At 34.4% G+C, this 20,970-nt stretch carries 20 protein-coding genes; 9 read left to right on the top strand and 11 right to left on the bottom strand.

Features of this window, described 5'->3' with window-relative positions; all coding sequences use genetic code 11:
- The first annotated feature begins 191 nt into the window (after nt 1-191).
- The 3 genes from CWS01_RS10120 to CWS01_RS10110 all read left to right on the top strand — a co-directional run bounded on the left by CWS01_RS10120 (nt 192) and on the right by CWS01_RS10110 (nt 2,465).
- Nucleotides 192-1,226, top strand: coding sequence for a DUF3231 family protein (locus CWS01_RS10120; protein ID WP_101177071.1), 1,035 nt, complete (start codon nt 192-194; stop codon nt 1,224-1,226).
- Between the two features lie 13 nt (nt 1,227-1,239).
- Entirely contained in the window at nt 1,240-1,692 is a 453-nt protein-coding gene (locus CWS01_RS10115) for a hypothetical protein (RefSeq protein WP_101177092.1), read from the top strand.
- A gap of 482 nt (nt 1,693-2,174) precedes the next feature.
- The gene (locus tag CWS01_RS10110) at nt 2,175-2,465 is read left to right on the top strand and encodes a cytochrome P450 (protein WP_235852022.1); all 291 of its coding nucleotides are present in this window, start codon (nt 2,175-2,177) and stop codon (nt 2,463-2,465) included.
- Nucleotides 2,466-2,799: 334 nt separating this feature from the next.
- Here CWS01_RS10110 and CWS01_RS10105 read toward each other — a convergent pair whose 3' ends face one another.
- The 3 genes from CWS01_RS10105 to CWS01_RS10095 are packed head-to-tail and all read right to left on the bottom strand — an operon-like array spanning nt 2,800 to nt 4,029.
- Nucleotides 2,800-3,018, bottom strand: coding sequence for a helix-turn-helix domain-containing protein (locus tag CWS01_RS10105; RefSeq protein WP_004434885.1), 219 nt, complete (start codon nt 3,016-3,018; stop codon nt 2,800-2,802).
- A 10-nt stretch (nt 3,019-3,028) separates the two neighbouring features.
- A complete protein-coding gene (locus tag CWS01_RS10100; protein WP_101177070.1) occupies nt 3,029-3,508 on the bottom strand; it encodes a DUF2975 domain-containing protein in 480 nt (159 codons plus the stop codon).
- A 35-nt stretch (nt 3,509-3,543) separates the two neighbouring features.
- Nucleotides 3,544-4,029 carry a DUF2975 domain-containing protein gene (locus CWS01_RS10095; protein WP_101177069.1) on the bottom strand — a complete coding sequence of 162 codons (486 nt, stop codon included), beginning with the start codon at nt 4,027-4,029 and terminating at the stop codon, nt 3,544-3,546.
- 486 nt (nt 4,030-4,515) lie between these two features.
- Between CWS01_RS10095 and CWS01_RS10090 the strand changes: the two genes are divergently transcribed.
- Nucleotides 4,516-5,892: a cytochrome P450 gene (locus tag CWS01_RS10090; RefSeq protein WP_101177068.1), complete on the top strand. Its 1,377-nt coding sequence runs from the start codon at nt 4,516-4,518 to the stop codon at nt 5,890-5,892.
- Between the two features lie 866 nt (nt 5,893-6,758).
- Here the strand turns inward: CWS01_RS10090 and CWS01_RS22650 are convergent.
- The 5 genes from CWS01_RS22650 to CWS01_RS10070 all read right to left on the bottom strand — a co-directional run bounded on the left by CWS01_RS22650 (nt 6,759) and on the right by CWS01_RS10070 (nt 9,483).
- A complete protein-coding gene (locus CWS01_RS22650; RefSeq protein WP_168714383.1) occupies nt 6,759-6,902 on the bottom strand; it encodes a hypothetical protein in 144 nt (47 codons plus the stop codon).
- A 358-nt stretch (nt 6,903-7,260) separates the two neighbouring features.
- Nucleotides 7,261-8,337, bottom strand: a complete 1,077-nt coding sequence (locus tag CWS01_RS10085) for a saccharopine dehydrogenase family protein (RefSeq protein ID WP_101177067.1) — start codon at nt 8,335-8,337, stop codon at nt 7,261-7,263.
- Complete coding sequence (locus CWS01_RS10080; RefSeq protein WP_101177066.1) at nt 8,334-8,654, bottom strand: MFS transporter; 321 nt, start codon at nt 8,652-8,654, stop codon at nt 8,334-8,336. Before CWS01_RS10080 ends, CWS01_RS10085 begins: the two co-directional genes overlap by 4 nt.
- Before the next feature lie 33 nt (nt 8,655-8,687).
- Nucleotides 8,688-9,035: an MFS transporter gene (locus tag CWS01_RS10075; RefSeq protein ID WP_235852023.1), complete on the bottom strand. Its 348-nt coding sequence runs from the start codon at nt 9,033-9,035 to the stop codon at nt 8,688-8,690.
- A gap of 61 nt (nt 9,036-9,096) precedes the next feature.
- Nucleotides 9,097-9,483, bottom strand: coding sequence for a MarR family winged helix-turn-helix transcriptional regulator (locus CWS01_RS10070; RefSeq protein ID WP_193603771.1), 387 nt, complete (start codon nt 9,481-9,483; stop codon nt 9,097-9,099).
- Nucleotides 9,484-10,215: 732 nt separating this feature from the next.
- On the opposite strand from CWS01_RS10070, the gene CWS01_RS10065 reads away from it, so the two are divergent.
- Nucleotides 10,216-12,306 carry a class I SAM-dependent methyltransferase gene (locus CWS01_RS10065; protein WP_235852021.1) on the top strand — a complete coding sequence of 697 codons (2,091 nt, stop codon included), beginning with the start codon at nt 10,216-10,218 and terminating at the stop codon, nt 12,304-12,306.
- A gap of 534 nt (nt 12,307-12,840) precedes the next feature.
- Nucleotides 12,841-13,704, top strand: a complete 864-nt coding sequence (locus CWS01_RS10060) for a YitT family protein (RefSeq protein ID WP_101177089.1) — start codon at nt 12,841-12,843, stop codon at nt 13,702-13,704.
- A 476-nt stretch (nt 13,705-14,180) separates the two neighbouring features.
- Here CWS01_RS10060 and CWS01_RS10055 read toward each other — a convergent pair whose 3' ends face one another.
- On the bottom strand, nt 14,181-14,774 hold the full coding sequence (locus CWS01_RS10055) for a hypothetical protein (protein WP_101177063.1): 594 nt from the start codon (nt 14,772-14,774) through the stop codon (nt 14,181-14,183).
- 265 nt (nt 14,775-15,039) lie between these two features.
- Nucleotides 15,040-15,582: a 3D domain-containing protein gene (locus CWS01_RS10050; protein ID WP_101177062.1), complete on the bottom strand. Its 543-nt coding sequence runs from the start codon at nt 15,580-15,582 to the stop codon at nt 15,040-15,042.
- Nucleotides 15,583-16,128: 546 nt separating this feature from the next.
- Between CWS01_RS10050 and CWS01_RS10045 the strand changes: the two genes are divergently transcribed.
- Complete coding sequence (locus CWS01_RS10045) at nt 16,129-16,878, top strand: MutS-related protein (RefSeq protein WP_168714381.1); 750 nt, start codon at nt 16,129-16,131, stop codon at nt 16,876-16,878.
- 79 nt (nt 16,879-16,957) lie between these two features.
- Here CWS01_RS10045 and CWS01_RS23470 read toward each other — a convergent pair whose 3' ends face one another.
- Nucleotides 16,958-17,104 carry a DUF3898 domain-containing protein gene (locus CWS01_RS23470; protein ID WP_407938555.1) on the bottom strand — a complete coding sequence of 49 codons (147 nt, stop codon included), beginning with the start codon at nt 17,102-17,104 and terminating at the stop codon, nt 16,958-16,960.
- 713 nt (nt 17,105-17,817) lie between these two features.
- Between CWS01_RS23470 and CWS01_RS10040 the strand changes: the two genes are divergently transcribed.
- Both CWS01_RS10040 and CWS01_RS10035 read left to right on the top strand, forming a co-directional pair.
- A complete protein-coding gene (locus CWS01_RS10040) occupies nt 17,818-19,122 on the top strand; it encodes a hypothetical protein (protein ID WP_101177060.1) in 1,305 nt (434 codons plus the stop codon).
- A gap of 176 nt (nt 19,123-19,298) precedes the next feature.
- The gene (locus tag CWS01_RS10035) at nt 19,299-20,915 is read left to right on the top strand and encodes an ABC transporter substrate-binding protein (protein ID WP_101177059.1); all 1,617 of its coding nucleotides are present in this window, start codon (nt 19,299-19,301) and stop codon (nt 20,913-20,915) included.
- Nucleotides 20,916-20,970 lie beyond the last annotated feature (55 nt).

The raw sequence follows: 20,970 nt of genomic DNA, 5'->3' as shown, positions 1-20,970 counted from the left end.
GAGTATTTTTAAGGGCATTTAATTCACATTAAAGTAAAAGGGCAGGCATATTTTTATGCTTGCCTTTTTAAAGTAGACTTTTGCCTATTTTTTTTCAAACTAAAGGAATTTTCACGGATAAAATGTAGCCGAAGAATATATTTTAAACGGGAGAAAAATACTAAAAAAAAGAGGGAGAAGGAGATGGTATCTTGTCAACCATTAAACCAATTAAATTAGGCTCCAATAAAACAAACATCAATGAAAAATTAACATCAGCAGAAATGGGAAAACTTTGGGCAACCTATACAGGCAATAGCATGTCAAAATGCATTTTAAGCTACTACCTTCAACATGTGGAAGATGAGGATATTAAAACCTTATTAGAAAATGCATTAAAATTATGCGACGAATTCATAAAAACAACGAAAGAAATTTTTGAAAAGGAAAACATTCCTGTTCCACAAGGATTTGGAGAGAAAGACGTAAATCTTGGTGCTCCTAGATTATTTGCAGATGCGTTCTATGTGCATTATTTGAAATATGCAGCAAAAGCAGGAATGAGTATTTATAGTATAGCTATCCCGCTTGTATATAGAAAAGATGTAAAAGAATTTTTTACTTATTGTATTAATGCTACTATAGATTTGATAAGTCAGATTCAAGAAATATTAATGAATAAAGGATTAATCATTAAGCCACCCGTTATTCCGGTAGCAGATAAAGTTGAGTTTGTTCATAAAAATTTTTTAAATGGTTTTTTTGGACATATAAGGCCGTTGCACGCGTTAGAAATTACCCATTTTTACGACAATATTGAAAATAATGTAACAAGTAAAGCATTGATAATGGCATTTGCACAAGTAGCAAGGGATGAAAAAGTTCGGGAATTGTTTGTACAAGGGAGAGATCTTACAACGGCAAATATTGAAAACTACATGAAAATGTTAAGTAATGAGAATTTACCTGCACCATCTTTTCTTGACGATTTAGTAACAGCATCTACATTTTCTCCTTTTTCAGATAAGCTAATGTTATTTCATAAGATGGATATGTTTTCAATGAAAATAAGAGCGTTTGGCAATTCAGTAGCAGTAAATGGAAGACATGATGTAGGGCTGCTTTATGTTAAATCATTCCTGAAAATTTCAGCATTTGTTGAGAATGCTGCAACAATTATGATTGAAAAAGGGTGGATGGAGCAACCACCAAGTGCTGTTGATAGAAAAAATTTGGCATCTGAATAGAGGTTCGGCAAATGTGAATCCAAAAGAAAAACTGGCCTGGAGTATTGCATTTCCAGGTTTCGGGCAATTACTTAACGAAAAGTACCTTAAAGGAATTATTTTTATCTTTTTAGAAGTACTTATTAATGTTCAATCCAAATTTAATGAGATTATTTATTTTAGCTTTAATGGAGAAATAAACAAAGCCATTAATCTTACAGAATATCACTGGCTGATGTTTTATCCTTGTGTGTACTTTATGGCTATGTGGGATGCATATAAGGATGCAGGTGGGAATAAAGAACCGTATTCATACCTGCCATTTGCATTATCAGCGATTTTTGTTACAGCAGGACTTATATACTCATCAAGAGTACAATTATTTGGAGTATTGTTAGGTACTATGTGGTTTCCAATGTTATGTGTTATCCCAGGACTTTCTATAGGGCTGCTGTTAAAAGTAATATTAAAAAAGCTAATAGGTTGATCGGAGCCTCAAAAATTAGAGACTGATATTAAGCAATCAATTGTGCTTAGGATGGATACTCTTATTAGCAGATGGCTTATTGGACTTGGATTTGGAGTATCCAGCTTTTAATCCATCGCAATTCAGATTTCACCTTCTACAAGCAGCAGAACAGCAATAGCTGTTTTGCAAGTGGATCATTTATGCTAGGCAAAATAGCTATATATAATAATTATGCTGAAATATATTTAATTTGCTCAGTCCTTGTACTTTTTCTATAGATCGATATTATTTACTTTATAGAAAAAAACTAAAGAAATTTGTTTTATCTTTAAATTAATTATATCAACTTAAAGTATAGAAAGAGTATCCTTAACAAGGATTTGCTAGCTGAAGAAACCCAAAAACGTTGGATAGATAATTTTATTATATTGATCTTCTATCTAATTGGATCGAACTTTTAAAAAAAGAAATAAAGTGAAACTTCAATCAATGGGGGTTTTTTGCGTTTCCCACTGATTGTTAGTGGAACCAATCAGGCTTTTACGGGCAAGTCTAGATTTCTCAAAGGGGATGTAATCCTTATAAGCCAATATGTCATGTACAGAAAGCCAGAATACTTCCAAAATCCAACCTCTTTTATTCCTGAAAGATTTGAAAATAATTTTATAAAAACTATTCTTTCATGTGCTTTCTTTCCGTTTGGCGGTGGTCCAAGAGTCTGCATTAGTAATCACTTCGGCAGTGCTGGTGCTAGTCACCATTGCCCAACGATTCCGGATAAATTTGCGTAACATTTAATCAAAAAATGCCCCCTTTTCTTTTCTGAGTCTAGTGTAAAATTGGAACAGAGGAAAAGTAACTTTTTTTATTATCAAGAGATATAAAAGAAAGGACAATTTAAAATAATGTAAGTTGTTTAACTGAAAAAAAGAGCTAGGTATATTGTTAACGGGTTCCCTTTTGAGGTGCAAACATTACAAATCACATCGTCACTAATATCAATGAAATTCTCAATGGAATTCTCTGAGTAAATAACATCAATAAATGCAAAGAAGGGATAGCTTAATGGCTATCCCTTAAATTCTCTATCGACTCCTGTTAGTTAAATAAATTTGTTGTCTGTTTTTATTGAGTGTCCTCATCGCTTTTGTACTCCAAAATATCACCTGGCTGACAATCCAAAGTCTTACATATCGCTTCTAATGTTGAAAAACGAACCGCTTTTGCTTTCCCATTTTTCAGAATGGAAAGATTCGCCATAGTAATTCCAACCCTCTCAGAAAGTTCCGTTACGCTCATTTTTCGTTTTGCTAACATCACATCAATATTAATAATAATTGCCATATCCTCCACCTCAGACCGTCAAATCATTTTCTGATTTTATGTTAATCGCTTCTTGTAGAAGCCGTTGGAGGATAGCAGCAAAAACGGCGATAATCAACGAAGCAAAAATGATGATGAGTCCCATTAATCCAATAGGAGGGTCTACTTTCTTCGCTATAAAATGAAAGAGTGGCAAACCTAATACATACAAACCACTGATTGTAATCGCACAGCACTTTATGTTCTTTAACGCCTTTACAGATAATTCCGAGAACGCTGTGTTCTCGTCAATGTACCGTAAAAGATTGAAAGCCTGATAGAGAGCAAAGTAAAAAGGCACAGCCGCTCCATACATCACGATGAAAACGAGATATTTCATTGGGGCAATATTTGGATACATTTTTGCTGCGAAATTCGCCATATGGGGCACTAAAAATATGCACAATGCAAGAACTAGGATTCCTATAAAAATAACAGCTAGCTTTAAAAAGAGTGTCGTAACTTGTTTCATAAAAAGTACCTCGTTAATTAAATTTTCTCAAACCGTTAATCATTTTCCGACTTAATATCTGGGACATTTTTTAATGGCTTTTGAAGTGCATCCACAATGGCTGCGATGATACTTGTTGCTAAAATACCCATTAGACTTAGTGATATAGGACCTGCTGGGTCGTCTCCTGTGATTTTAGCAAGCACCTTTAAGCTTACTATTCCTAACAGAATGAGAAAAATGACTGTAAAAGCACATTTGTTTATAACCTTCAAAGATTTAAGGGATAATTCAGAGAAAGCATTGTTTTTTTCGATATAGGTTAGTAGTTTAAATGCTTGATACAACGCAATAGAAAACGTAATACAGAATCCATATGTACATACTAAAAAGGGGATTAGGAAATAAGCCGTATCTGGATGTACCTTTGCATCTTTAATGGCTATCTCAGGCAACCAATAGATACATAAAGCAAGCATCGCAATTCCAATCAGAAAAATAATTACCTTTAAGAAAGTGGTTGAACCTTGTTTAACATTCATTTTAAAGCACCTCACTGATTTAATAATAAAATGACTTTAACACATTATTTATTGTTTTGCAATAAACTAATATCGTTTTTAATTATATTGTTATTGTTATATACTTTTAATTTTGACGAAAATAAAAAGCATTTCTCCTTACAAAGAAATGCTCAAACTGTAAACAAACTTCCTTTTTAAGGAGCATTTGTCTACAGTCTGAAACGTGAATTCACGTTAAAAATGTACTGTGAAATTGATTTTTGCACCCAAAAAGAGAACCCGTTAGTATATTATTTAGCCTTTTTATAATAATGATGTAAAATCTTAATACTAGGGGTTCATAGTGTTCCAAACTGTGACCTGACAGCATACTCATCCGTAAAGCATTGCTTCTATAATATAAGTGAATTGTTTATAGGTCCTTGACTATTGTACAATCCGTTTTTCCCTTTGCCCCATAGTATAAAAAGAAACACAGCTATTGCAAAGGAGGAGAATAGATAATTGAGTGACAGGACTACCTTTTTTAAATCGCCCAAAGGACCGAAGGGAAAAATCATAACCGGAAATCTGAAGGCATTCCGATCGGATCCACCTGGATTTCTTACGCAATTGGCAACAGAGTTTGGTGAGGTTGTAAAATTCCGTCTTGGCCCATTGCAAAATTTTTATTTAGTCTCAGATCCAGAAATGATCAAACAAATACTCGTGACAAAACAGAAAAATTTCATGAAGTCGGATGACTTTAAGGCTTTAAAACCCATATTTGGAGAAGGGCTTCTTACGAGCGACAAAGAATTTCACATGCAGCAAAGAAGACTGATTCAACCAGCTTTCAAAAAATCACATATTATTGATTATGGCCAGAATATGATTGATGTAGCAAGCGATTATTTATCGACGTGGAAAGATGGAGAAGAACGAATCATCACTCAGGACATGATGAGCATCACGCTCGGTGTCATCTGCAAGACGATGTTCAACATTGATTTCAAAGAGGGTTACCAAAAAATCGGGCAACCGATAGAGACGGCCATGAATTTGGCTGTTAGAAGAATGAGAAGCCTTATCCAGCTGCCATTATGGGTTCCTACCAAAAGGAATCGTGATTCTAAAAAGGCGATAAGATCACTTGATCACATAATCGCCGAAATTATCCAAAAACGTAGGAATGATCCAGCGAAGCATGAGGATATGCTTGGCATCATCATGGACGCTCGTGATGATATAGATGGCTTAGGCATGTCAGACAAGCAGGTCCGTGACGAACTGATGACCATCTTCATTGCCGGACATGAAACTACCGCAAACGCCTTGTCTTGGACATTGTATTTGCTTTCCCAGCATCCTGAGGTGGAAGCAAAGATGTACGAGGAAATAAATAGGGTAATTGGAAGCCGCCCACCAACACCAGATGACTTTATGAAATTAACATACACACAAAATATCATGTGGGAGTCGATGCGTCTCTACCCGCCAGCTTTTGTCACTAGCCGAAAAGTAGATAAAGATGTGGAGATAAAAGACTATCGTTTCAAAAAAGGCGATGTGATCCTTGTAAGCCAATATGTCATGCACAGAAAGCCAGAATACTTTCAAAATCCGACCTCTTTCATTCCAGAAAGATTTGAAAATAATTTTATAAAAACTATTCCTTCCTATGCTTTTTTTCCGTTTGGCGGTGGTCCAAGGGTCTGTATTGGTAATCACTTCGCAATGATGGAAGCAGTGCTTGTGCTAGTAACCATTGCGCAGCGATTCCGGCTTAAGCTAGCACCAGACCATCATGTAGTAAAGAACTATTCCACCATTACCCTCAGACCGAAGCGTGGTTTGCGGATGATTATACAAGAAAGAAACCTAAAAAGGAACACTCTTTAAAATAGCTATGATAGCATGTGCCAATAAAGTGAAACTTCAATCAGTAGGGGAGGTTCCACATTCCCCACTGATTGTGAGTGGAACCAATTACGTTTTTGCTCAGCAAATTTCTACCTATCTAGATTTCTTGTTTTCTCTTATCATTCCTTAGGTGGGGGGACAAAAGCCTGTTAATGCGTGATAAATTTTAAAAAGATCACCATAATGCTTTTTCGAAGTGTCTGATGATGAAACTGGCTGCCAGCAGATTTTACTACATATTGTATGCAGCATCGCTGGAATTTTAAGCTATGCATTAAAAGGAAAGGAGAAAATATTCCGAAGATCAAATAGAAACGTTACAATTTCTACCTATCTTAAAATACAGGGTTTATCATTTTGATTTTTTTAGCAGAAATAACTAGTGGTTTAAGGGAATTATTCCATTTTGATATCCAATTTTTCTATGTAATAAAGAGGAGAATGTTGAAATGAAAAAGGTAGTTAGTTTCATTGCTGTTTTAGTATAAATAGTACTTTCTAATAATATTGTTAAGTCTTTATTTTATAAAATAAAGAAAAAATCTCTATTTTATTATTGGAATTTTCATTATTTTATACTAGTAAAATTATAAATATAAAACTATTAGTTAAATAGCAATAAACTATCTGTAGCATCTTTCGCTCAAATTATGTAAGAATCATTTCCTGCTTGTCAAATACAGTCGCAGAATTCAATATGTATATAAACAAAATTAAACAGCCTATCGCCGGCACTATGCCGATAATCAGCTGTTTAATAAAATGTTTGTTTTTTACTGTATCAATAAGGGGAGGCACTGCTGCCCTTGGTATAAAAGTTGTATTCTTATCATTTTATTTTTAACTCACATATAATCGTACACAAAATCTTCAAAATAGAGCCAGTGATAATATTCAATCTGTGGATCTGTCATTTCAGCAATTTCTTTTTGATTGAATTTTTGTTTTTCTAACAAATCTTTCACTTTGTCTTCTCTTGCTAATTCCATGTTAATTCCTCCTTATGTATAAGAAGTAGCTATATGATTGTAAGTGTTTGCTTTCATTTCTTATTTTTATTATATATCTCAAATTGATATTAAACAAATATCAATTTGAGATTGTTTTTCGGAAAATAATATAGAAATGTTATTTATGTGTTTTAGGTATTAATAAGTTTTTCGCTGATCTATTACAGTAGTGGATTTCTAAACTTTTCAAAGGATACTTAACCTATCGAGAGCCCTAAAAAGGATGATGATATAAAAGGCGAAGTTTATGGATCTTACTAATATCATGGACTCTATGGTACAAAGAGGGGGGGGCACTCGGCAAGTGGAATATGTTTTTTTGCTTTTCAAAGGGCGTTTACGCTTTTTTTATTATCGTTTCTATGAAAGTGCTTTGTTGAATGGTTTGCAACATATCCTCTAATGTAAATAACTGTTCGATATGATATACGCCTTTTGGGTTAATAGTGCTGTATACCTTCGAGGCTGTTATGGCAGCTATCTTAGCAGTGATCGCTGCTTCACGTTTTCCTTGTGCGAAACATTCCACTAACATATTTTCATCATTTATTTTTCCTTTTGCATCCACCTTTACCGCAAACATTGCTTTTCCTACTTGTATCTTGCTGAACAATTGAACAAAAGTCTCACGAATAAGACGGAATTTTAATAAGCGGGCTAATCCCAATTTTCTTAGAAAAGCGAGCAGCCTGGTTACAAAAGCAGAATCAAAACAGAGACGAGTAGAAACAGATGGCACATCGAGTGTTTGAGGAAGTACGTGCTGATCGGAAAAATCGAAACGATATGCTTTTTTTCGTCCTATGCCTTGCCCAAATAGGATTTTTTTCCCCTCTGTAAAACTAGATACTTCAATAAGAACTGTATCCTGCATTATGTTGTATTTTTTGTCTAAGTTATCGACCGTCCATTCAATTGCAGCTCTGCCATGCTGATCCCCGAGTCCTAGCATAATGGATATGTCTATGGCATCTGTCTCATCCAATAGGCTTTTTGCATGTTGAGCGAATAAGTTCGTCAATCCCGGAGAAAGTCCAACACTTAATACAGCGGTTGCCTGGCTGGATAGAGCTTTCTTATGTAGTTTTTCCACTTGAGAAAGAAAAGAATAACTTGCTGATATATCGATATAATGAATTCCTTTTTTTAAACACATCTGAACAAATTCAGTATCTGTTTGGTCTAAGCACATAATAATCAACTTGACATTGTTTAAAATATTTGGATGAATTTGTTTTCCTATGTGCAATTGTAAGGGATGAACTGTTCCATCAGTAGAGCGGCTGAACTGTTCGGCACGCTCTAGGCTTCTTCCAGCAGCATACACTTTACCAGGGTACTGTTCTGCTAATTCTTTGCATATTTTTTGCCCAACATATCCATAGCCACCCACTACAATAATGTTTTCTTTCATAAAAAGTTCCTCTCTTTTGCATTATTTTGTTGATCCGCACTGTTTCGCTTTTTGTTTTGGACCATTTTCGAATAACTATTGCACGACAATAGAATTACTGCCCCTATACAAATCCAGACATTAATTTGAAAACTTTGTTGAAAAGATTCTGCCGGTATTATCTTTTCTTGATCCATCATTCCACTTAATCCAAGAGCCGCTCCTAAAACCATGCCGGCATTACGAGTTAACGCAATCATTCCTCCTATAGATCCGACTTGTTCTCTAGGAGCATGCTGCATAATAAAGCTATTAGTTGGAGATGCAATAAATGCCATCCCTAATCCAATCAAAGCGAGTACAGAAACAATCTAAGGGGGGGACAATTGATCGAGATACAGTGTAAAAAGCAAAAGTCCGCTCCCCATTCCTGCCAGTCCTAAAAAGATAAACCGTTTGTGCCCATAGCGGTCTCCTAATCTCCCCATTACTGGAAGCAAAGCAGTAATAACAAGTAAATAACCAGTCGTAATCCACTGAATCGTTCCAAAGTTTGTGTGAAAAACGCTTGTCAGATGAGGAAGTGAAATATTTACGACTCCTGCTGTAAAATGAGAAATGAATGCGCCGATGCAAATAGCAATCATCATAAAAAAATAAGGAGTGCTTATATTAGTTTGTTTTGACCTATTATGTAGTGTAGATGCATTTACAATCACCAACTAATTTAGTTTTTTTAAAAAAAGTATAGTTACTTAACTAAATGCCTAAAAAAATAATTTACTTTTGCAAGAAATTATTTAGTTTATCTATACATTTCTCAAATACTTCAATCTCCTGCTCACTTAATTGTAATCGAAGTTGATTGTAGAATTGAAAATGCACTTCCTCATGTGCTATATATGCATCCTTTCCTTTTTCTGTAAGTGATATTAAAATTCCTCTCGAATCATTCGGATGTGGAGAACGTTTAACTAGTTCTTTTGCTTCTAGGCGTGTAATAAGCTGTGTCACGGCACCTTTTGTAATGCCCAGCCGCATAGCGAGCTCACTCATAAGAACATCTCCTTCCGTTCCAATCGCCTCCACTGTATGAATTTCACTAGGTGTTAATGGTCCAGCAGTTCCAAAATGATGAGGTTTGCGTTCAAGTCGCCGAAGTTGCATAATCAGTCGACCTAGATTACGACTTCCGCTATTTGTATTATTTGGTAGTTGATTTTTATTTTTATTCATGTAGTTAGTATAGTTTCTAAACATTTTTTCGTCAATATAAAATGCACTTCCTATAAGGATTATTGAAGTTTTTAATGTTTAAGCTATTTTAGCTGAAAGGGTGCCTGTACTAGAGGAAAGTTTAACTCCTACTATTTACTTTAGAATCAGAATTTTTCAGAATGATTTTTATCAATGTTTATTATGGCTTATATAGTAGGGGAGTTGAATTTTTAAACAGAAAGCATGCAGACAGGGGAAGTATCAATTATGCTGCTATGTTTCTTTTGCTTGCTTCAGAATAAAAATTTAGACAATTGATGTTTTTTGTATAGGTTGTTTTCATACACTTTGTTGCTTTTAGAGGAGTAGGTTGATTGCAGTGAAGGGATGCTCGCTTTCCGTGAGCCTCCTCTGTCCCGCTAATCCCACAGCAGTCTCGCACCTTTCACTCCAATCCACCTGTTTTAACCATGGATTCACTCCTGAAAACTATCCGAAAAACAACAATCTTTTAGAAAACAGCCTTTCTATAAAAAGAATCCATCTTCGCTGCAAGTGTCATAGAAGCAATGTCGCTAAAAGGGATACTGCTTTTGCCTTTTTTCGAAATCTATGCTTGGCCTATGTTAACATTAGAAAAAAAGAGACTTTCTTTAATCGGAAAGTTGGGGAGGAATTATCATGCTACATTCTTTATATTCCATTCAAAAAGTAAAAATGGGTGATAAAACCTTACTTCGTGAACAAAAATGGCTGCATTATCTGTATTTAACAAAAGAAAAGAATGTTAATTTAGAACAAGTGGAATCACTGGCAGGAATAGAAGATAATCCTGTCCTTTCCTATGTTGAAAAATCATTAGAAATATTAAACGATAGTCCGAAAGTGAACGAATATGAAAAAGAAATTATAGAAGAAGTTTTGATTTGGAGCGATGTTGCCAAATGTGGTTTAGAGCATAAAAGAAAAGAATGGAGAGAACGTGGCTTTCAATTAGGCATACATAATATTGGATCAGCGCAGATTTATGCAGATGAAAAAATGGCTGTTCCAATTAAAGAGCGAGTATTGGATAAGGAAGAGCTTGTTTATATTTTAATCTACACTCATGGGCTAATAGGACAATTTATTAGAGGAGAAGTTCGCTTTCGCCAATTAGAGCCTTTAATTGATTTTCTTCATCAAAATAGAGAGACGTATTCAATAAATATAGGCAATATGCTGTATGTTCTTAATCAGTGTATTATTGAAGCTGTTTCAAAAGTTATTTGGAATGAGGTTCAAGGGGAAGTGGGAAATGTAATTAATTGGATTGTGGAAGGGGAAAGAGGGAAAGAATATTTTTTGAAGAACAGGCTTATGAAATTAAGAAAATCCTCCATTAAAGATGGAGAAAACTTTAATCTGCTGTATGATCGATATTTTTTAGATCAAGAACTAAAAAAGTTATTCCAAACCTTTTTTAGAAAAACAGATATGTGGTATGTAGAGGCAGCACTCCATGATTTCTCTTTTGATGAATTTCTGAAAATTTTTCTATTAATTTATCAAAAAGCAAATCCTTTAACTTTAAAGCAAATTAGTTTTGAGCCTTTTATGAAGGATATCTATTATGATTATAAAGGCAAAAAAATGATTAACTTATATAAAAAAAGAATAATAGAGGCTTATTTGAAAGAACTGAATATAGAAGATTTGATGAGAGGCAAGTATGTACAGAATGAGCATGTAGAAATGGCGATTGTGGCAATGGATCAATTGGATGAAATAATAGGAGTAAAGTTTATTTATTCTAAAGCAGGAGAAAAATTAATTGAGTTTTGTCAGGAAGCAGAAAAGTCTCCATTGTATGAACGTTCTATTATTCTTTTATATGACTTCTTTGGTTTTAGAAAAGATGGTTTTGACCGGATGCAAAACGAACAAATTTATTTGTCTGACATGAATAAGTCGCAAAACCATAAAAAAGTGATTGCAGAATATGCGGTAGGGAGCAAGATGCTCGATATCGGTGCAGGCGGCGGCGTTATGTTAGATGTATTGTCTGAATATCATCCAAACGCAGAGGTGATTGGCATTGATATTTCCACCAATGTAATAGAAGAATTAGAAAGAAAAAAAATGCGGGAAAACAAACCTTGGTTTGTTAAACAAGCAGATGCTCTGCTATTAAAAGATTTTTATGAAATAAATAGTATTGATACAATCGTATTTTCTTCCATTCTTCATGAAATGTATTCCTATATTCCTTATAAGGGGGGAAAATTCAATCCGGAAGTAATCATCGATAGTCTTAAAAGCGCTTTTGAAGTTTTGAAACCTGGGGGAAGAATTATTATCAGGGATGGAATTATGACGGAGCCGAAAGATCAAGTAAGAATCATCGAGTTTGATCAATTAAAAGGAATTGAATTTTTTAGAAGATATGTGAATGACTTTAAAGGAAGAAAAATATCCTACGAACAAGTAAATGATCGCACCATTCAATTGTCAATTAATGATGTAATGGAATTTCTTTATACATATACATGGGGGGAGGAAGCGTATCCTCATGAAGTTCAGGAACAGTTTGGCTATTTTACGCCGAGCGAGTATAAAAAAGCCATCCAAAATATCCTCGGAGAAAAGGGACGGTTGCTAATATTTCAGCATTACCTGCAGGATGGATATGAAGAACATATCCTGCCACATGTTAAAGTGATGGATAAAGACCGAAATACGGCAAGACTTCCTGACAGCACTTGTTTTATTGTAATTGAAAAAATTGAATGAATAAGCTCAAAAATCGGCTGTATATTGGAAGGCTAGATGCCAAAGCCGGCAGCAGCTTATTTAGGAGCCAGAAGTCGATGCGTTTTTTGGATTTTGAAGGTCCTTTGTTTTTTTCTGCTGGAAATCAACAAAGGACCTTTTTGTCCCATATATGTTCAATCTCTTGTCAGATAAGTGCATTAGTGGTTCAGATACAGAATAATTCATACAATCCAGTTCTTAATTTCACATGAGCATCATAAGCTTTGGAGCAAATTTGGTCTTATTGTCTCTGAGACTAAAAAAGTTTAATATATTTTGTCAATTCGTCTATCCCAGCAAACTGCTTTAAGAGCTTTTCATTCAGATTCTCGAAAGCCATTCAGTGCTGGTTAAAATACATACAAAATAGAGGAAGGCTTATTATTTTTTTAGATATTTTGAGTTAAGCTTTATTAGGTTAATGGATAACTATGTTAAAATGGAATGTAGTCTGTAATTGAAAGAGGAAGATTGGTTGAATAAGTTTGAAAAGAGGAAGATAAAGTGAGTACAATGACAAAGCAAAAACGCAGTAAACTTATGATAGTTTCAAGAGCATTATTGATTATTATAGGGGGACTTCTCGCAGCATACGGCCTAGAGGCAGTATTAATTCCAAATAATATATCGGATGGTGGAGTGACAGGACTAAGTATTGTTGGCTCAGAACTTTTGGAATTGCCATTAAGTATTTTTATTGCTGTCCTGAATATTCCTTTCGTATATTTAGGTTACAAGCAAATTGGGAAAAGTTTTGCTATATATTCAATAATCGGTATTGTTTCCCTTTCCATTGGAACTATCCTAATGCATCATGTGCCAACGATAATTGAAGGCGATACATTATTAGTAACCGTTGTTGGTGGTGTTATTCTCGGTTTTGGGATGGGATTAGCCTTACGTAATGGCGGTGCATTAGATGGAATTGATATGTTGGCTGTATTGCTTTCCCGAAAATTACCTTTTGGAACAAGTGATCTAATTCTATTTTTGAATTTGTTTGTTTTTATTGTAGTATCAACTGTATTCGGTCTCCAAGGGGCCATTTTATCAGGGATTGCTTACTTTATCGCATCTAAGGTAATACATATTGTTGAAGAAGGGTTAAGCGGTTCGAAAACCTTTAAAATTATTACCACTCAACCTGAATTAATGGTGGAAACCATACGTGACAGATTAGGTCGTGGAGCAACATATACACCAGCATTTGGTGGCTATTCTCATGAAGAATTTAAGGAAATTACTTGTGTTATTAACCGTTTGGAAGAAAGCAAAATGAAAGAAATCATTCAAGAAATTGATCCAAAAGCCTTTGTCGCAATATACGATGTATCAGAAGTTAAGGGCGGCAACTTTAAAAAGCGTGATATTCATTAATCTGCCATTCCTCCCTTCACATCTTTAAGAGTGTTTTAGAATGCCGTGTTTGGTTTTTAAACGTTCTGTTTTATCTTCAGGAAGAGTAGTCTTTCTTGTCTCCTTGACCAGGTTCTTTGCTTTCCCTTGTTTTTTCTTAATTTCTCTACCCTGTCCATTATAAGGTATTTTTATCAGTTATTTAGTTTCTAAAGAGGAGTTTTTTCTATTTTAATTCAAAGGCTTTTTTCGTAAACTTTGTTGCTTTTAAAGGAGTAGGTTGATTGCAGTGAAGGGATGCCCGCTTTCCGTGTTTCCGTGGGGCGGGCGGTGAGTCTCCTCAGGCTGCGGCCTTGCGAGGTCTCACCTGTCCCGCTAATCCCAGAGGAGTCTCGCACCTTTCACTCCAATCAACCTGTTTTTACAATGGATTTACTCATGGAAACGATCCGAACAACAACAATCTTTTAGAAAACAGCCAATTAAAAAGAGGCAGATTAATCCGCCTCTTCTTTAGGCAATAGGTTAAGAAACTTCGCCAAAGAAAGAAGAAGAGCGTCTCTTTTATGATTCATATTTTCAGCTAACTTACAGTAATCGTTATAGAGCTTTTCTTCTTTTTGATAATTTTTGCGCCTGGTTCCTTGTTTTTGCAAAAATTTATTAAGTTCGAGAGCTTCTTTTTTATACATATCTTCTTTGTTAGAATAATAATCGAGTTGGGATTTTATATTTTCAGTGATGTATTTTTCGGGGATTAAAATGGTTACCATTGCTTTAATCTTTGGTATTTCTAATTTATTGGATAGATAAGAACGATGATTTCCACCTGTCGCAACAGTATATTTCCCATTAGGAAGGAGAAATAAATGTAAATCAGCAGGAGATTTATCGTTCCAACCTTTTAATTCAACTGATTTACGTAAATCTGTCAATTTATTATCATTTTTTATTTCCCTAGTTGGAAAGGTCAGTCCGATAATATTTTTTGGTGAAATCGATGTGATGCCGAAATCAACAGTGACATAGGGTTTGTAAGGACGCACTGCTTGATCAAAGAGAACCCACCGTTTTTTGAAGAGTTTTAGCAATAGAAACACCTCCTATTATCAAGTTATTTATATAAAAACAGTTTAATGCCAATGAATGAAAAAAGGTAAAAGCCCTTCCCTGTAATTTGTGATGATGAATCCGCTTAAATGATCAAGCAATAGGGAATTGAATGGAAAAAGGGAGGGGGAAGCGATGAATGATCAAGATTGAAAAAGAAGCAATTGTTTTATTTGATTAGAAAATAAAAAAACACGTACCGATAGAATATCGACACGCGCTTTCAGGTTAGCTTTTGTATGCTAGCTAGTCTATAATTTTTATTTTTACATTTTTTCTGCCCCAGTTTATAGCCGATTTTTGAGAAGACATAAATACATCAATTTTTTTGCCTTTTATGGCGCCTCCAGTATCCCCTGCTACCGCATAACCATAACCAGGAACATAGACTTTAGAACCTAGCTTAATTACTTTCGGATCAACAGATATCACCTTTTGATTAGGGTTTTTCTTTAAATTGATACCGGTTGCTGTTATACCAGTAGAACCCTTGAATAATGTGTAGGCAGAGGCGTTAACCGTAATCTCTTTTGTTTTCTTTGCTTTTTTGCTAGATTTACTAGTTGTGCTAGTTTTTTTAACTTTTAATACTTGTTTTACTTTAATGAGATCGGATGAAAGGTTATTCCATTGCTTTAATTGACTAACAGTAATATGATAGTTTTTTGCAATTTTGGAAAGAGAATCTCCTTTTTTTACGGTATATGTATTTGAAGCTGCTGATGCGCCGCTGCTAATTCCAAGTGCTAGCATAATAGATACAGAAATTGTTATGAAGGATTTTTTCACTTTTAAAACTCCTTTGTTTGTCGATATGAAAATTATACCAAGCTATTATTACAGTTCTGTATCAGAAATTTACTAGTTTCATGACAATATGGTAAAACATCCATATCCTGGGCATTTCTTATCTTTTATACTCTTTTCTTCCATACTAGTTTTACAGTGTCAATATTATTAGAGATGAAGAAAATTTCGATAAAAAAATGTTAGAGTCATTTAAACTTTTGAAAAATATTAAGTTTTTATATTAAAAGCATAAAAGAATAAGGTGTTTATTTTCTCGCTTATGTATGAATCTATTTAGAGGGAAAATGGTATTTTACAGTGATTTTCTAAATGATTTGTATTAACTTAATATTTAGAATTTCGGTTGAACCCGAATCTTTAGTTACTAATTAATCGTATAGGTATTAAGGGATGCAATTATTAAATGGTTTTCCGTTCAAAAGTGAATCGTTATTTTATAAATTAGTCAAATCAATCTTTTTAATTAATTACTTTGTATTCCATTACATAATAAATAGTTTAAATAATAATAGAGATATATATGAAATGGCATGGGGGAAAATAGGGGATGTTGATGGTTCCTATTCCATTGCATTATGGAGAAAAAACCTGCCATTTTACTGTTTACCACAATATGATAATAGTAAAAAACTAATAATTGAAGATGCCTACCATCCTTTATTAAACAAACCAGTAGGAAATGACTTTGACTTCGATAAAGATATTCTTCTTACTGGTTCCAACGCTTCAGGAAAGTCTACATTTATCAAAACGATAGCACTTAATAGTATTTTATCACAGGCTTTAAATACTCGTACCAGCAGGGAGGTCACTTTAACAAGAGGAGTAGTTTATTCCTCTATGGCAATGTCTGATGATATTGAAAAAGGACAAAGTTATTTTTTAAAAGAAATAAATGCACTAAAGAGAATATTTGATAGAAGAGATAGCAGCAAAGGTGTAGTTATGTACTTATTTATAGATGAAATTTTTAAAGGTACAAACACCATAGAGAGGATTGCTGCAGCAAAGTCTGTGTTAAATTATTTAAGTGATTATAGTGAGACAAGGATTATGGCAGCAACTCATGATTTAGAACTAACGGATAAGTTATCAACAAAGTATGATAATTATCATTTTAGAGAACAAATCATAAATGATGAAATTGTTTTTGATTATTTAATTAAGAAAGGCTCTTCTAAGACAAAAAATGCTATTGAATTATTGAGGATTACGAATTTTCCAGAAAAAGTATATCGCGAGGTTTTAATTCATTCTAAAGAACTTATTAAGTAAAGTAACAAAACATAGAGAAGTGTATTCACTACTATAATCATAAATGAATCCAGGCAAAATTAAAGGGCATGAGTCCGGTTTAATATCGGATTCGTGCCGATTTCGTGGTCACATATTTATCCCCCTTCTGCTTAATCTGCTTCAACACCACATCCAACTCATCAGGTCTTAAAAGCTCAATCGGTGAATATCCCCTTTGCTCAAATTGCACCATGTCAGCCGCTATAACTTGTTCGGTTGTAAATTATTCCTGTATTTCCCGTTTTGGACTGGTTGCCCATGCTTCCATCGCTGTTTCGAACTGTTCTTTATCTTCGCTACAAGGTTGATAGGAGCAGTGTTACAGTGTTACTAAAAGTGATGCTGTTTTTGTCTTTTTTAGGCACCAATGCTTGTCTTATATTAATTTTAGGAAAAAGAGGGAAAGAATATCTCTTGAAGAAAATCCTCCATTAAAAACGAAGAAAACCCCAACTTGCTATATGATCAATATTTTAATGATCAAAAAATAAAAAGGTTATTCCAAACCTTCGTAAGGAGAAAAAATCCGCAATACTCTAGCGGAAAACGAGTAGATTTTAGCAGATAGCAACATTGGGATTTAACAGAGCCTGTATTTTTATTACCAAGTTATAATAAAACATCTATCAATAAATAGTCTTATAAAGTAACAAAAACGAGATTCTTATTATGTTATATTTTGCGACATGCATATAACGCTAAAGAGATAGAATAATACATATTTCCTGCAAAATCTGAGAGATTATTTGATTTTAGTCTATCTGGAATCCCTGTAAGGTGAGAAGAATCAAGAAGTTTTGTCTATTTTTGAAAAATGCATGTGAGATTTCCTTACGTTTATATTGAATACTATGAATTTTCAGAATATAATGAATCCCATAAGATAATTAAAGACATATTAAAGACAACAGAGGGGAGTTGATACTTATCAAATTTCGTATAGCAGTCGTTGGTCCTGAACCATTAGTGGCAGATATTTGTGAGATAGCTTCTGAATTTAAGGAAGTAGTAATAACGCCACTGATTTATGAAACAGCGGAAGAATCTGTAGACTTAGTGAAACGGCACCAAGAGCTGGAAGATATTTTTCTTTTTTCCGGTCCTACCCCTTATTTGATAGGGAAATACAGTGTTCCTGTCCATAGCAAAGCAGTCTACATTCCTTTTGAGGGCACCGATATTTATAGACTTTTATTACAAGTATATGAACATTATCATTACTATCCGAAAATCAGTTTTGATATCGTTGATAGGAAAGAGTTAAATGAAATCTATCATGAAATGACAACTACCCGTATCCCTTATTATTTACAAACGGTGGAGGAAGGAATTGATAGTAAAAAGCTAACAAATTATCATTTGGATTTACTAAAAGAAGGCAAGGCAGAGGTCGTTGCTACTACATTAAATTCAGTTTATGAACAATTGCAAGAAGAAGGCGCATCAGTGTTTTTAATCAAACACACGAAGGCTAAAATCCGAGACACCTTGCAAAAGATACTTCTGAGGGAGGAGAAGCAACGGAGAGGGGAAAGGCAAATCATCGTTTTGAAATTTCAAATTCTTTATGAGAAAAAGGAAAAAGATACTTTCTATAAACAGCAGAATCAGATTATCATCGATAAAATTCTTAAACTTGGAAGAACATTATTTTCTAGTACCAATCAAATCGAAGACGGGATGATTACCCTGTATACAACAAAAGGAGTTTTTGAAAAAGCGACATATAAAAGACAAAATTTTTCTTTTCTCCATGAGTTTAACAAAATGACATCTTTTCAAGTGAATCTTGGCATTGGCATAGGAAACACAGTTCAAGATGCTGCCTACAATGCAAGCAATGCCTTGGAATTTTCTATGAAAAAAGAAAAAGGAAGCTGCTTTTTAATTGATGAACAGAAAAGAATTTATGGTCCGTTAGGAACAACAAAATCCATTGATTATACGCTGGTGAGTAGTGAAGTAGATAATCAACATTCATTGACTCTTAGAAAGTTTTACTCGTGGCTATTGCTAATGCAAAAAAGTGAAGTGACAACAAGGGAAATAAGTTTAGGAATGAGTACAAGCGAAAGACATGCCGCCAGAATCCTAAAAAGCCTTCACCAGCAAAATGTCGCCAAAATTGTGGGGAAAGAATCACTGAATCAAAAAGGGAGACCCCGGCTTGTCTATAAAATTGATTTACATGGGTTGGCTGATCAACTTCATGAAACAAGATAGAACCATCAAATCTTATCTATAACTAAATAAAAACCTCATCTTAGAAGCACCTCCTTCAGGGAAACTTTACTTATAGGATAGACAGCCGGAGCACCGTTTCATCTTCAAAAACGAAGCTTTACAGATCTACTTATATATAATAGAAGTAATTTTTTTACTTACATAGGAGGAAAAAAATGAAAAAGAAAAGTTTGGTCCTATCCATTTTATTGAGCTTCGTACTTATTTTAACAGCATGTAATGTTGATTCAGGATCATCCGCTGATGATAGCAAAAAAAGCTCTGGTGGAGGTGAATTAATTATCGGGATGGAGTCAGAAGCAGATGTTCTAGACCCGCATCGTGCAGGCGGATGGGTAACGATGAGAATCACGAATCAAATGTTTGAACCTCTAATTGGGGAAGATTTAAGCAAATCATCAGAAGAATCAGCAGTACCAGAGTTAATCCCTGTATTAGCGGAAAGTTGGGAAGTCTCTAAAGATGGTAAAACTTATACCTTCCATTTAAGAGAAGGCGTTAAATTCCATGATGGCTCAGATTTTAATGCGGAAGCAGTAGACTTTAATATTAAAAGATTAACAGATGAAAAATTTGAATATTATGATAAATTAGGTGCAGGACGTACCTTTAGAACCTGGAAGTTTTTTGAGAGCAGTGAAGTAGTGGATGATAATACCATTAATATTCATTTAACTTCTCCATTCTCAGAATTTCCGAGAATGCTGGCACAAATCAATTCATTGCAAATTGTCAGCCCTGAGGCGATTAAGAAGAATGGCAATGATAGTATGGGGGAAAATCCAGTTGGAACAGGTCCTTTTAAGTTCGATAGCAGAGAAAGAGGCAAACATATTACCCTTGTAAAAAATGAAGACTATTGGGGAGAAAAGGCGAAACTGGATAAAGTGATTTTTCGACCATTATCAGACCCAGCAGCAAGGGTGTTAGCACTTCAAAATGACGAGGTTGATATGATTGCTGTTCCGTCTCCTGATTCTATTGAAAATTTGAAAGATCAAGGATTTAAGATTGTTTCTGGTACACCTCCACATGTTTGGTATTTAACGTTTAATTTTGATAATGAAAATATGAAGAATCAGAAAGTAAGACAAGCAATTAACTATGCGATTAATAGAGAAGGAATTGCCAATGAATTATTAAATGGAACCGTAACGCCAGCCTACACGATTCAATCACCTGGTGCAGTAAACTATGATGCTGAGAAAAAATGGTATGAATATGATCCGGAAAAAGCAAAACAACTACTAAAAGAAGCAGGTTTGGAAGCTGGATTTAAAACAACACTGCAAACATCTGTTGATGGTTCAGGACAATTGATTCCAGTTGATATAGCCGAATGGATTCAAAGGGATTTAGCTGAAATTGGAATTGATGTTACTTTAGATACACAGGAATGGATTACTTATTATTCTGCTTACAGTAATGGAATGAAACCAAATGTGGGGATGAATCAAATGTCATCCGGCCGTACATCTCCATACTTCCTATCTATGGTTGCCCACTCTGAATTTGTAGCACCAGGTGGCTTTAACTCTGGTAAATATGTGAATACAAAATTAGATGAGATCCTAGATAAAGCTTCTACCTCTGTAGAGGAAAATAAAGCATTGGAGTTATGGAAACAGGCAGAATCAATGATTATGGAGGATGCAGCGTTTGCTCCAATTGTCAATGATTCAGCACCTTATGTTATTAATTCTCGTGTGAAAGGATTCGTTATACCATCAGAAGAATGGTACACATTAGCACCTGTATATATTGAAGAATAATTGGTTTAGAAAGAACCTGATCTATTAGCAAGGGCTGACCCGCAGAATACATATC

The organism is Niallia nealsonii, assembly GCF_002835805.1.
In the GTDB taxonomy this organism is placed as follows: domain Bacteria; phylum Bacillota; class Bacilli; order Bacillales; family Cytobacillaceae; genus Niallia; species Niallia nealsonii.
This window is presented reverse-complemented; position numbering and strand designations above follow the sequence as displayed.